Source organism: Streptococcus sp. sy004 (assembly GCF_007859205.1).
In the GTDB taxonomy this organism is placed as follows: Bacteria; Bacillota; Bacilli; order Lactobacillales; family Streptococcaceae; genus Streptococcus.
This window is the reverse complement of record NZ_VOHP01000001.1, coordinates 205687-218360: the sequence shown is the minus strand read 5'-3', so window position 1 is coordinate 218360 and position 12674 is coordinate 205687. Positions and strand designations below refer to the sequence as shown.

The 12674-nt window shown below is 38.6% G+C and carries 11 protein-coding genes, 1 tRNA gene and 1 other RNA gene; 2 read left to right on the top strand and 11 right to left on the bottom strand.

The annotated features are described in order from the left end of the window. Positions 1-36: 36 nt before the first annotated feature. From FRX54_RS01200 to FRX54_RS01160, 9 genes are all read right to left on the bottom strand, one after another. Positions 37-366 carry a zinc ribbon domain-containing protein YjdM gene (locus FRX54_RS01200; RefSeq protein ID WP_146460132.1) on the bottom strand — a complete coding sequence of 110 codons (330 nt, stop codon included), beginning with the start codon at positions 364-366 and terminating at the stop codon, positions 37-39. A gap of 13 nt (positions 367-379) precedes the next feature. Further along, positions 380-2194, bottom strand: a complete 1815-nt coding sequence (gene glmS / locus FRX54_RS01195; RefSeq protein ID WP_146460130.1) for a glutamine--fructose-6-phosphate transaminase (isomerizing) — start codon at positions 2192-2194, stop codon at positions 380-382. 175 nt (positions 2195-2369) lie between these two features. Continuing rightward, entirely contained in the window at positions 2370-2924 is a 555-nt protein-coding gene (gene lepB / locus FRX54_RS01190; RefSeq protein WP_146460127.1) for a signal peptidase I, read from the bottom strand. Between the two features lie 164 nt (positions 2925-3088). Next, positions 3089-4591, bottom strand: coding sequence for a pyruvate kinase (gene pyk, locus FRX54_RS01185; protein WP_146460125.1), 1503 nt, complete (start codon positions 4589-4591; stop codon positions 3089-3091). Between the two features lie 33 nt (positions 4592-4624). Next, positions 4625-5638 carry a 6-phosphofructokinase gene (gene pfkA / locus FRX54_RS01180; RefSeq protein ID WP_146460123.1) on the bottom strand — a complete coding sequence of 338 codons (1014 nt, stop codon included), beginning with the start codon at positions 5636-5638 and terminating at the stop codon, positions 4625-4627. 70 nt (positions 5639-5708) lie between these two features. Then, entirely contained in the window at positions 5709-8813 is a 3105-nt protein-coding gene (locus FRX54_RS01175; RefSeq protein WP_146460121.1) for a DNA polymerase III subunit alpha, read from the bottom strand. 90 nt (positions 8814-8903) lie between these two features. Further along, positions 8904-9638, bottom strand: coding sequence for a hypothetical protein (locus FRX54_RS01170; RefSeq protein WP_146460119.1), 735 nt, complete (start codon positions 9636-9638; stop codon positions 8904-8906). An 11-nt stretch (positions 9639-9649) separates the two neighbouring features. Beyond that, positions 9650-10348, bottom strand: a complete 699-nt coding sequence (locus FRX54_RS01165; RefSeq protein WP_146460117.1) for an ABC transporter ATP-binding protein — start codon at positions 10346-10348, stop codon at positions 9650-9652. Beyond that, the gene (locus FRX54_RS01160; protein WP_146460115.1) at positions 10345-10716 is read right to left on the bottom strand and encodes a GntR family transcriptional regulator; all 372 of its coding nucleotides are present in this window, start codon (positions 10714-10716) and stop codon (positions 10345-10347) included. The genes FRX54_RS01165 and FRX54_RS01160 overlap by 4 nt, the downstream gene beginning before the upstream one ends. A 109-nt stretch (positions 10717-10825) precedes the next feature. On the opposite strand from FRX54_RS01160, the gene FRX54_RS01155 reads away from it, so the two are divergent. After that, positions 10826-10897: transfer RNA gene (locus FRX54_RS01155), tRNA-Arg, on the top strand. A 49-nt stretch (positions 10898-10946) separates the two neighbouring features. On the opposite strand, the gene FRX54_RS01150 is transcribed toward FRX54_RS01155, so the two are convergent. Together FRX54_RS01150 and ssrA are read right to left on the bottom strand one after the other, a co-directional pair. Beyond that, positions 10947-11582 (bottom strand): DUF3862 domain-containing protein, encoded by a 636-nt coding sequence (locus FRX54_RS01150; protein WP_146460113.1) that lies wholly within the window; start codon positions 11580-11582, stop codon positions 10947-10949. A gap of 26 nt (positions 11583-11608) precedes the next feature. Continuing rightward, positions 11609-11955: a transfer-messenger RNA gene (gene ssrA / locus FRX54_RS01145) on the bottom strand. Between the two features lie 74 nt (positions 11956-12029). Between ssrA and FRX54_RS01140 the strand changes: the two genes are divergently transcribed. Next, positions 12030-12623 (top strand): TVP38/TMEM64 family protein, encoded by a 594-nt coding sequence (locus tag FRX54_RS01140; protein WP_146460111.1) that lies wholly within the window; start codon positions 12030-12032, stop codon positions 12621-12623. Positions 12624-12674 lie beyond the last annotated feature (51 nt).

Below are 12674 nucleotides of genomic sequence, written 5' to 3'. Positions count from 1 at the left end.
GAAAAAGAAAGAGAAGCACCTGCTTCTCTTTAACTTTTATAACTTTTTAACAAATTCTGATTTTAATTTCATGGCACCAAAACCATCAACCTTACAGTCAATATTGTGGTCACCCTCAACCAATCGAATATTTTTAACACGAGTTCCTTGTTTAATATCCTTAGGAGCTCCTTTAACTTTCAAATCCTTAATAACTGTTACACTATCGCCGTCTGCTAGGCGCGTACCATTGCTATCAAGAACAACTAATTCATCACTATCTTCTACCGTTTCATTTGGATTCCACTCATATGCACACTCTGGACAGATGTAAAGATCGCGATCTTCATAGACATATTCTGATTGACATTTTGGACAATTCGGCATGATTTTCTCCTTTTTATTCTACTGTAACTGATTTCGCAAGGTTGCGTGGTTTATCCACATCCAAACCACGTTGGAGTGACGCATAGTAAGCCACTAACTGAGTTGGAATAACCATAGCAATGCTAGATAGATAAGGGTGAACGCTACTCACAACAATATCATCATCTTCTTTGTTAATACCTTCTTCAACAATGGTCAACACATGGGCACCACGAGCTGCAACTTCTGCTACATTACCACGAACATGTGGTGCTAGGATTGAATTATTTGACATCAAGGCAATCACTGGCGTTCCATCTTCAATCAGTGAAATTGTCCCATGTTTCAATTCCCCCGCAGCAAATCCTTCACATTGAATATAAGAAATTTCTTTCAGTTTAAGGGCAGCCTCCATAGCGACATAATAATCATTACCACGACCGATATAAAAGGCATTGCGAGCTGTTGAGAGCAATTCTTCCACCTTATTGGCAATCATTTCCTTATCAGACAGACTGGCTTCAATAGATTGTGCCACAAGTGACAACTCATGAACCACATCAAAGGCTGCTGCTTTCGTATTATTGTTTGCTTGACCAACTGCCTTAGCCAAGAAAGCCATAGTCGCAATTTGTGCCGTATAGGCTTTGGTTGAAGCTACTGAAATCTCAGGACCTGCATGAAGCAACATCGTATGACTAGCTTCACGAGATAGGGTTGAACCTGGAACATTAGTAATTGTTAAACTTGGCAAGCCTAATTCATTCACCTTAACCAAGACTTGACGGCTATCAGCGGTTTCGCCAGATTGGGTTAAGAAGATAAACAAGGGTTTTTGACTCAAAAGCGGCATACCATAACCCCACTCAGAAGCAATTCCCAACTCTACTGGTGTGTCAGTCAATTCTTCCAAAAATTGTTTCGAAGCAAAACCAGCATGGTAAGACGTTCCTGCTGCAATAATATACAGACGGTCAGCTTCTTGAACAGCTTTAACGATAGCTGGATCAACTGCCATATTTCCATTTGCATCTGCGTAAGTCGAAATCAGCTTACGCATCACGCTTGGTTGCTCATCAATTTCTTTTAACATGTAGTGAGGATAAGTTCCCTTACCAATATCTGACAAATCAAGTTCTGCCGTGTAGGCCTCACGCTCCAATGAATTACCTGAGTAGTCTTGAACAGAAACACTATCCTTAGTCAATACTACCAACTCCTGATCGTGAATCTCCATGTATTGATTGGTTTCACGAATCATGGCCATCGCATCTGAACAGACCATGTTATAACCCTGACCAACCCCAATTAAAAGTGGTGATTTATTTTTAGCCACATAAATAGTATCCGCATCTTCCTTATCAATCAAAGCAAAGGCATAAGACCCCTTAATCAACTGAAGAGCTTGACGAAAGGCTGACAAGGTATCTAGGCCATCTTCTTCGACAAACTTACCAATCAAGTGAACAGCCACTTCTGTATCGGTTTGACCATTAAAATGATGTCCTGCTAGATAATCTTCTTTCAGTTCAGCGTAGTTCTCAATCACCCCATTATGAACCAAGGTCAAACGTCCTGTTTCTGATTGATGAGGATGAGCATTTTCTTCTAGCGGTTTACCATGAGTTGCCCAACGTGTATGACCAATACCACGGTCTCCCAGCTCTTGATTGCCAACTTTATCACGTAAATCAGCGATGCGACCAACCGACTTAATCAAGGCAGTCTTATCTCCTGCTGTCACAAAAATTCCAGCTGAGTCATAGCCACGATACTCTAATTTTTCTAAACCTTGTAATAAAATATCAGTTGCATTAGAATTTCCAACAACTCCTACAATTCCACACATATCATTCTATCTAGTCACTCGGACTATTTCTCCTTTATAAAATTGGTCTAGTCATTTTTATAATCATAAACTAACCCTTATCAGTATATTACTTTATAAAATCTTTGTCAAGAATTTCACGTATGTACAATTGGTCTAGTCATTTAAAGAAAAAGACCAACTCAGCGTTGATCTTCTATTCTGTCCGAATAAAGCCAAAATCATCCATGGGCCAGAGCCTAAATTCAACCACGCCCTTTATCTGACTTTTTTTGATCAAACCAAATTGACGACTATCTGCTTGATTCTTACGATTATCATTAAGAATGAGATAATAACCTTCAGGAATATTTGTTAGAGATTGTCCAGTCAGTGTCGTCAAATCAAAGTCCTCGGTAAAGCTAGGCGACATGTCACTGGTTACATATTGATTTCTTAAACTGGTTAAATAAGGTTCGTTCTCTGCTTGATTATTACGATAGAAAATATCATCCATATAAACAACAGAATCGCCTGCTTCTGCAATAAGACGACCAATATAAGTCTTACCTTCAACATCATATTGCACAAAATCACGCAACTTTGCTTGTTTCTTTTTATTGATAAGTACCAAATCACCTGTTCTTAAATAAGTATTGCTCTCCGCTTCTGTAATCTTGGCAGTTGAAAAGACAAACGTTCGTAATCCAAGAAAAACACCAGCTATTAAGAGTAAACCAAATATATTTCTGATAAAATCTCGTTTAAGCATCCTAGCCCCCTTATTCTTTTTCCATTTAACCATTATATCATGTTTTAATGGCATATTCTAGCTTATTATTTTTGAAAATAGAATAAACAAATTGTAAAGCAATACCCTTTTATCAATCATAAAAAGTTACCAAAATAAACTTTGGTAACTTTTAGATCATTTTATTATTTCACTGTGCGAATACGCATTGTGTTCGTACCACCAGAACCAACTGGTACACCAGCAACAATAACGATATTATCACCAGTTTCAACCAAACCTGATTCAAGTGCCATTTTCTCAGCCAAGTCAAACATATCATCAGTTGATGCAGGTTTAGCTGTCACAACTGGAATGACACCCCAGTTAATCATCAATGATTTTTGAGTTTTTTCATCAAAAGTCACTGCCAAGATATCTGCATCTGGACGGTATTTAGAAATCGCACGAGCCGTATTACCTGATTCTGTAATGGTCACAACCAACTTGATATTCATTGAGTTAGTTGCATCTTTAACAGCAGAGGCAATAACTTCTGTTTGATTGCTACGATCGTAGCTTGATGGATCAAGACGACCGTATTCGCTAAGTAGAGCTTGACCATTTTTAGCAACAGTTGCCATTGTACGCACTGATTCTACTGGGTATTTACCATTTGCAGACTCACCTGACAACATTGTTGCATCGGTACCATCAATAACCGCATTGAAAACATCTGATACTTCAGAGCGAGTAGCACGAGGTTTTTCAGTCATTGTTTCAAGCATGTTTGTTGCAGTGATAACAGCTTTACCAGCAGCGTTAACTTTCTTGATAATGACTTTTTGATAAACTGGAACCATTTCAAATGGTACTTCGATACCCATATCTCCACGAGCAATCATGATACCATCTGCTGCTTCGATGATTTCATCAAGGTTATCAATACCTTGTTGGTTCTCAATCTTAGCAAACAATTTAACATGACCGTTACCAGTTTCTTCACAGATAGCACGGACTTCTTCTACGTCTTTAGCTGTACGAACAAATGAAATGGCAATAAAGTTCAAACCTTGTTCAAGACCAAAACGAATATCAGCATTGTCACGCTCAGCAAGAGCTGGGAATGGAATTGAGGTATTTGGAATGTTTACACCTTTTTGTTTAGCGATAACACTATCGTTTTCAACTTCTACTTCAAATTCACGAGTGGCATTATCTTTAGCGATAACACGAAGGCCCAATTTACCATCATCAACAAGGATTTGTTGACCAACAGCCACATCATCAAAAATATCCAAACCACCAGCAACGTTGAGGGCAATCACATCACGAGTTGATTTAATACCTTGTTTTGTCGCAACACGGATTTTTTCACCAGTTGTGTAGTCGTACTCTTTTGCGTCACCTTCAAATAATTCCGTACGGATTTCTGGACCTTTAGTATCTAACAAGAAACCAACTTTTTGGTTAGCAATTTCTTCGGCACGACGAACGACTGCCATACGTTGACCTTGCTCTTCGTGGTCACCATGTGAAAAGTTAAAACGGAATACATTGGCACCTTCTTTAATCAACTGAGCGATACGTTGAGCTGACGCTTCAACATCAAGACTCTCACCCCAGTAACCATCTTCACCGAATCTTTTACCACCACGGAATTCCACCGCTGGACCAAGGGTTGCAACAATTTTTACACGCTTATTCATTTATTCTTTACTCCTATTTGATATTTTTATCGCTTAACGCGCCAAACCTTTATTCAATTTAGCAAAATCCAAACGGGCTTTATGTGGGTTATTAACCACAATCTTACCATCTTCAGTTAGGCTAAACAAAGCACCTTCTTCTGCTGTTCCAAGAATTGGACTTTCAATCAATTGCTCATTTTTCACACCAACAGCTAAACCACCTTTACCAGCTTTAAGCAATTCAACTGCATGTGATCCCATCCAAGAAGCTAAGACACGATCACGAGGGGATGGTGTACCACCACGTTGGATGTGACCCAAGTTTGTGATACGAAGATCGCTTGTGTCACCCGCTTCACGCATCTGTTTGGCAAATTCTTCACCACTCATCACACCCTCAGCAAGAACGATAATAAAGTGATCTTTTTTCTTCACTTCATAACCTTCTTTAAGGTTGGCAACAACTTCTTTCATATCAAATGGTTCTTCTGGGATTACAATAATGTCTGCACCAGTAGCAATACCTGCCCAAAGAGCAATATCACCTGCGTTGCGTCCCATAACTTCAACAATAAAGGTACGACCATGACTAAATGATGTATCACGAATTTTATCAATAGCTTCTGTTGCTGTTCGAACAGCTGTATCAAAACCAATCGTATAATCTGTTCCAACAATATCATTGTCAATGGTTCCTGGAATACCAATTGCTGGGAAACCATGCTCTGTCAAACGCATAGCACCATGGTAAGAACCATCACCACCGATAACAACTACACCTTCAATACCATGTTTTTTCAATTGTTCAATTCCAGCTAATTGTCCTTCTAACTTGGCAAATTCAGGATAACGAGCAGATTTTAGGAAAGTGCCACCATGTGAGAGAATATTAGACACACTCTTAGCGTCCATTGGGAAAATATCTCCCTCAACCATACCAGCATAGCCACGATTGATACCGTAAACTTCCATTCCTTCTGAAATTGCTTTACGAACAACTGCTCGAATCGCATTATTCATTCCTGGAGCGTCACCACCACTGGTTAAAACAGCAATACGTTTCATTTATCTTTGTACTCCTTTTTCTTTTTAACTACATCATTATAGCACATTCACAAGTAAAATTCTTCACTTTTTAGTGAAAAATCGTTTTCATCACATAAGTTTTTAATTTTTCTTCCATTTCTTTTGACTTGGAGACACGGTAATTTCGACTTCGTAAGGTTTCTTTCTCCTCCTCGTATCTTAAAATAACAGGAAAATCACCAGGATATTGAGCTAAAATAGCTGATATTTCGCGGTCATGATCATGATTAGCTAATTGAATCCAGAATTTTTCTGTAATGACAGGACTCACTAATTGAGCAATCAACTGCAAACGTTCCTGTCGTTCTTGCACCTTTCCTTTGATATAAACTATCTTTCCTTTTTCTAATTGTTGAGCTAAACGTTGATAATCATTTGGGAAAATAGTCACATCCAACCTTTTCACGCCATCAGTTAAACCAACAAACGCCATCAACTGACCTGTCGTCTTGGTGCGAATCTCTCGGATACTCTCTATCTGACCTAGAACCGTTACTGTGGTTTCATTGACCAAGTCATCAAAAGGGATATAGTGACCCGCTTGTTCTCTTAAAATTTGAAAAACTGGATGGGGACTTACCCCTACACCCAAAATTTCTTGTTCCATCTCGTACTTTTCTTGGCTTGAAAAGTCATTAGCCTCAGTCCAGTGATAAGATGACTGGGCAAATAAACTTCCTAATTGAGTCACAAAATTTAAGAGAGATGGCAAATTTTGTAAAATTTTTTGACGGTTGGGTTCTAAGTCATCAAATAGTCCTGCCTTAGTGATGGTTTCTAACAAATCAATCTTATGATACGACTCTGGCAAACGCATCAGAAAATCTTCAACACTAGTAAAAGGACGATTAGCATACAGCCACTGACTTAAATCTTGTCCAAGCCCCTTAATCCGTTTCAAACCTAAATAAATGCGACCATCTGTAACTGTATCATACTCACTAATATCATTGATTGAAATAGGAGCTAGTGAAAAACCTTGTTGTAAGGCGTCCCTGATATAATCACTATTTGAGTAATTCAACATAATGTGGTAAAAAGCATCTGGATAATGTGCCTTAAAATAAGCTAACTGAAAAGCTAAGGCCGAGTAAGCATAAGCGTGACTACGATTAAAGCCATAACCAGCAAACTTAGCCATGCGTTCAAAAATAGCTTGGGCAGTCTGTTGATCATGACCTTTTGTAATGGCTCCAGTCAAAAACTCACTAGCCATGGCTGCCATTTCTCGTTGATTTTTTTTGGACATGGCTCGTCTAAGCAGATCGGCTTTGCCAAGACTAAAGCCTGCATAGACCTGAGCAATCTGCATGACCTGCTCCTGATAAAGCATAATCCCATAGGTCGATTGTAGGATTGGATCAATCTCTGGTGATAAGGTTTCAACCCGTTCTTGACCAAACTTACGTTTGACAAAATTGCTAATGTAGTCACTTGCTCCTGGACGGTTTAGACTAGTTGTCGCTACAATTTCTTCAAAACAATGTGGCTTCACTTGTTTCAGCAGATTGATAGCTCCTGATTTTTCAAACTGAAAAATCCCCTTGGTTTGACCTTGAGCAAACAATTGCAATGTTTTAGAATCTTCTAAATCAATAGAAGCAATCTTTATTTCCTGACCATAGCGTCTTTTTACTTCTTCTGCCATTTTTTGAGCAAAAGTTAAATTACGCAAACCTAAAAAGTCCATCTTCAACAGGCCATTGGCCTCCACACTATTGGCATCAAATTGCGTGATCATCATTTCGTCACCAGACTTTAGGGGAATATGATTGGTCAATTCATCATCACTCATCACAATCCCTGCTGCGTGAATCGAGGTCTGACGTGGCTGTCCTTCAATGCGTTTAGCAATCGCAAATGCCTTTTGATACTCTTTTTTCTCCAAAATCAACTGGCGAAACGATAGATTATTTTGATAGACTAGAGATAAGGTATCCTTGAAACGAATTTTCTTACTCAGGACAGTCAAATCATACTCACTCGCCCCAAACCGCTTAAAGACATCTCGCAAAGCCTGTTTAGCCCCAAAGGTTGAAAAGGTCACAATCTGAGCCACATGCTCTTGACCATAACGTTCTTTGACATAATGTAAGAACGCATTACGATGAATATCTGGAATATCGATGTCAATATCTGGCATGCTGTATCGTTCTTCATTCAGAAAACGTTCAAACAGCAGTTGATTTTTCACAGGATCAATACCTGTAATATCTAAGGCGTAGGCAACTAAACTACCCGCAGCTGAACCACGGCCCATTCCCATGTAGTACTTTTGACGGCGTCCAAATCGCAAGAGATCCCAAACAATCAAAAAATAGTCATCAAAGCCCATTTTATGAATGACCGACAATTCCTTATCCAGACGCTCTTGGTAAACTGGTTGCCATAATTGTTTGGCTTTTAAGCCCAACTCAGCTTCTTGACGCAACTCTTGATGAGCTGGCACTTGCTGATTAAAACGAGGCAATTTTAGGTGGTCGTTCAACTGATAACTTATCCCTGTCACCAATCCTTTCAAATTGACTAGGCTTTCTGGAAAACGCTCCTGAAAATGCTCAGTCAACTCCTGTGCCGATAGCAAGACCTGCCCAGCTTGTACAGAACCAGCCTGTGCTAGACTGCTATTATCACGAATGGCATGCAGAACCTGTAATACTTCCATTTCTGATTCTTGATAATAGCGAACTGTCTGTAAGGGAATAATAGGCTTAGGATAAACGAGTTGTGGACTATCCAAGAAGACTCCAATCATATAATCAAAAGGCAGCTCCAACTGCTCAATCCCTTCAAAATAAGGAATGATAAGCGTTAACCCTTTTAAATCAGTGACCAAGTCTTCCTGAGTCAAACCACTGGTCATGACCTGAGTAGCCAATTTTAGCAAACGATGGTAGCCACGGGTATTTCGAGCCAATAGATAGACTGCACACTGCCTGCCTTCTATCGTCACGTCTGCCTCCATGCCAATAATAGGACTTAGCCCCAGCTTCTTAGCTTCTTGCATAAATGGATAAGCCCCATAAAGATTGCTCTTATCCATGATACCCACTTGCTGATAACCTAGCTCTTTTGCTCTTGTCAAATAACCTTTTAGGTCAATCAGACTGTCCATAAAACTATAGACGGTCTTTGTATCCAACTGCACAAACATAAGTTTTTCTCCGATTAGTATTTCTTTTATTATACTATGAATTCTCCCTAATTGCAGACAAAAATAGTGGAGTAACCAAACACCCCACTATTACTGTAAATTCAAACGATTTTTAATAATAAAATAAGTCATTCCATAATAAATCCCGATACAAACAACTGTAAACAAGGTCATCACAACCCAGTAGCTCGTTGTATCAAGAATGGCAATTTCCAAGAACTTATTGATTATAGCAGTAAGCACCAAAATCAAAAAATAGGCAAGAAAACTAATCAAAATCTGACGATTTCTAAATAAATGCCCGATAGCAATCGCCAAGTAAATGGTTAAGATTTCCCTACTCATTGCCAACAACCACTGGATTAGACTAACCGTCCAGTTGACAGAACTTATCTGCCCCCACAATAGCGTCCATGTCGAAATGTCAAATAACTCAAAACTAAGTCCAATTCCAATAAAGACCACTACGGCATTGAAACAAGACCAGAGTAAGGCAACCAAAACTTTTGACATCAAGATTTGATGCGTTGATACCGGCAAGGTCAGCGTTAAATAAGCCTGACGACCAAACATATCTTGGCTAAATCGACGACAGATAATAAATATAGTCGCAATCATCACTGCAACAAGTAGCAAAACAGTCGCAACAGCAGAAAAACTATACACCGTGTATAGCCAATTAGGTAAGGTAATAGATTGACCAAGAGTTTGAAATTCCGGCGTCAACCAACGTAAGATAAAAGCCATGACCAAACATAGAGCATAAAGCCCTAGATACCACTTGCTCACAGATTTTACTTCATACTTTAAGAGTTTCAAAAACATGACCGTTCTCCTTAAATCTTAAATCTTTCACGAAAGAGCTTATCCATTGACATGCCATAAGTCTGACGTAAATCATCGACAGCTCCTTGTAAATGAACTTGACCCTTGTCCAAAAAAATGACGTCATCCAAAACAGGCTCGACATCAGCAATCAAGTGAGTCGCAATCAACACAGAAGCGTCCTTCGAATAATTACTAATGATTGTCCTTAAAATATATTCTCGTGTCACAGCATCCACTGCAGCAATCGGCTCATCTAGCAAGTATAATTTCGCCTTACGACTCATCACCAAAAGCAGTTGAACCTTTTCCTTATCCCCTTTGGATAAATTTTTAAGATACTGTGTTTGGTCAATAGCCAAATCCTTCAACAATGCTTTTGCTCGCTCCTTGTCAAAATCCACATAGAAATCAGCAAATAAATTGATAATATCGACCACTTTCATATAATCTTTCAAGTAGGTCTGATCAGGCAAATAAGACACCATGGCCTTGGTTGCCACAGACGGAGCTAGTCCCTTAATTAAAATACAACCTTGATCTGCTGTTAACAATCCCATGATTAACTTCATCATGGTTGTCTTGCCACTACCATTTGGTCCTAATAAACCAATGATTTTACCTTCAGATAATTCCAAATTAAGGTTCGCCAAAACAGGAGAATTCCCATAGGATTTTGATACATTTTGCAAACTTAATAAAGTTGTCATGAATCGTCCCCTCCCAAATAAGATTTAACCTTACTCAAAATCTCAGCTTCCACAAAGCCGAAATCCTTCATCTTCGCTACAAATGATTGAATTTCTGTATGAGCCACATCATGACGAATATCTTTTAACAAGGACTTATTTTCAGTCACATAACGACCAGAGGTCCGTGTCGTAAAGACCAAACCTTCTTGTTCCAATTCCTTGTAGGCTCTTTGTGTCGTATTAGGATTGACTCCTACTTCTTCAGCCAATTCTCTTACTGTCGGTAATTGATCACCACTGGTTAATTGACCACTGATGATTTTCATTTTGATCCGCTGTGCTAACTGGATATAAATTGGCGATTTTTCATCAAAAATCCAAGCCATTTCCTAACCTCCTTTCACACAATTTCTATCTCATCATCTTATAATTTTTTTCATCTTTTATCAAGAGAAATCTCCTTATCCCTTAATTTTATGATATAATAAAAGACAGCCATCCTTAGTGTAATGGATATCACGCAAGATTCCGGTTCTTGAAATGGGAGTTCGATTCTCTCAGGATGGATACGTTTTCCATAATAAAATAAAGTTAGCTATTGAGCTAACTTTATTTTTTATCCTAAACCATTTTGAGTCTTTTTGACCAAGCCATTTTGCTCAAAAATCAATTCGATATTAGCAGCACTAGCATTGCCACCTTTTTTCAGTCCACTAGACCAAATAGCCTGAATACTGGATTTACCAGTTGACACCACTTGAGCCATAACGTCTGGACGACCCAATTTTTCAACAGCCTGATCAAAGCTCATACCTTCTGTTAAGGATTTATAGTCATCAAATGTAACACGTTCTTCTCTGACAAAATTAAAGTTAGAAATAGAGCGTGAAATGGCACTATTTTCAAACTGTTGTACAGAAAGCTCAACTTGATCAAAATTCCAAGTATAAACATCAACTGTCACATTTTCCCCAGCTTCTTTGGTCTCATGTTTGCTCGGTTGACCAAATAGTGCTATCAATTCGTCTAAATTCGACCCACCCTTAAAGTCATTAGCTTCCTCACCAAGTTTAATCTGCTCAAACTTCATTCTGACATCTTCATGATTAGACGTGCTTGGCTCAGTCAACCAAGATTGTTCAACCTGTAATGATTCCTTGGTTGTGACTTTTTGAGTTTGATTACTTGAACAAGCCGCTAATAACATGACTGACAGAGCAAGACCTGCTAAACTCATCACTTTTTTTGTCATATCTATCCTCTATCTTTAATAAAATTTTATGGAGCCGGTGGGAGTCGAACCCACGTCCAAACACCTGCCAACATATTTGTCTACAACCATAGGCCTTGTCTTCATTTAACAAAAAATTGACACAAGGCTCAAGCCTATCTTTTGCGAGTCTAATCATCTCTTTTTGGTTAGTTAGACCCTAACCAAACGTAGCTTGTTAAAATAAGACCTCTAATGAAACACAAGCCATTTCATAGCGGTCACGCCCGCTGGTTTTTAAGCAGCTAAAGCGTAAGAAGTGTTATTTTTTGCAGTTATATTTAACTGAACGGTTACGCCGTCACTCGAGTTGCAAAATATGCCTCATAATGCCTGTCGAATCCGTAACGACCCCAAAACATTACTTAACTAGTATATCAAAAACATTAAAAGATAGCAAAAAAATACTATTTTTGGTATGATAAAAGCATGTATAGATTTTGGCAAAAAGTATTTCAGGTACTTGGTTTTTTGACGTTAATTGCTTCTGTTGCCCTAGTTATCTGGTTATTTCAAAAAGGAATTTTAAATGACCAGAATGCTTTCAAAACATGGGTTCAGCAATATCAGGTCATGGCTCCTGTAATTTTTATTCTCATTCAGATTATCCAAATTGTTATTCCTATTCTACCAGGTGGTGTCACAACTGTGGCTGGCTATCTCATCTTTGGACCGTGGTTAGGGTTTATCACGAATTATATTGGGATTATGATTGGCAGTGTCATTCTTTTTCTCTTAGTTAGACGCTACGGTAAACCCTTTATCCATCTTTTTGTCAAAGACAAGGATTTAAGTAAATATGAAACCAAGTTAGAAACCAAAACCTATGAACGTTTTTTCATCTTTTGTATGGCATCACCTATTTCACCTGCCGATATCTTGGTTATGGTAACAGGTCTAAGCAAAATGTCACTTAAACGATTTATTATGATTCTCTTACTCACTAAGCCCTTATCGATTATCGGATATAGTTATTTGTGGATCTATGGTGGATCTTTCATTCAATATCTTCTTGGCTTATAGCACCAGTTAGCTGGTGTTTTTTATTTCCAACAAAAAAAGCTTGAATAATTC

Excerpts from the sequence above, each read along its gene's own strand:
- FRX54_RS01160 (WP_146460115.1), bottom strand. The coding sequence starts at position 10,716 with ATGGCTTGGATTTTTGATGAAAAATCGCCAATTTATATCCAGTTAGCA.
- FRX54_RS01165 (WP_146460117.1), bottom strand. The coding sequence starts at position 10,348 with ATGACAACTTTATTAAGTTTGCAAAATGTATCAAAATCCTATGGGAAT.
- FRX54_RS01170 (WP_146460119.1), bottom strand. The coding sequence starts at position 9,638 with ATGTTTTTGAAACTCTTAAAGTATGAAGTAAAATCTGTGAGCAAGTGG.
- pyk (WP_146460125.1), bottom strand. The coding sequence starts at position 4,591 with ATGAATAAGCGTGTAAAAATTGTTGCAACCCTTGGTCCAGCGGTGGAA.
- FRX54_RS01140 (WP_146460111.1), top strand. The coding sequence starts at position 12,030 with ATGTATAGATTTTGGCAAAAAGTATTTCAGGTACTTGGTTTTTTGACG.
- pfkA (WP_146460123.1), bottom strand. The coding sequence starts at position 5,638 with ATGAAACGTATTGCTGTTTTAACCAGTGGTGGTGACGCTCCAGGAATG.
- FRX54_RS01175 (WP_146460121.1), bottom strand. The coding sequence starts at position 8,813 with ATGTTTGTGCAGTTGGATACAAAGACCGTCTATAGTTTTATGGACAGT.
- glmS (WP_146460130.1), bottom strand. The coding sequence starts at position 2,194 with ATGTGTGGAATTGTAGGAGTTGTTGGAAATTCTAATGCAACTGATATT.
- FRX54_RS01150 (WP_146460113.1), bottom strand. The coding sequence starts at position 11,582 with ATGACAAAAAAAGTGATGAGTTTAGCAGGTCTTGCTCTGTCAGTCATG.
- FRX54_RS01200 (WP_146460132.1), bottom strand. The coding sequence starts at position 366 with ATGCCGAATTGTCCAAAATGTCAATCAGAATATGTCTATGAAGATCGC.
- lepB (WP_146460127.1), bottom strand. The coding sequence starts at position 2,924 with ATGCTTAAACGAGATTTTATCAGAAATATATTTGGTTTACTCTTAATA.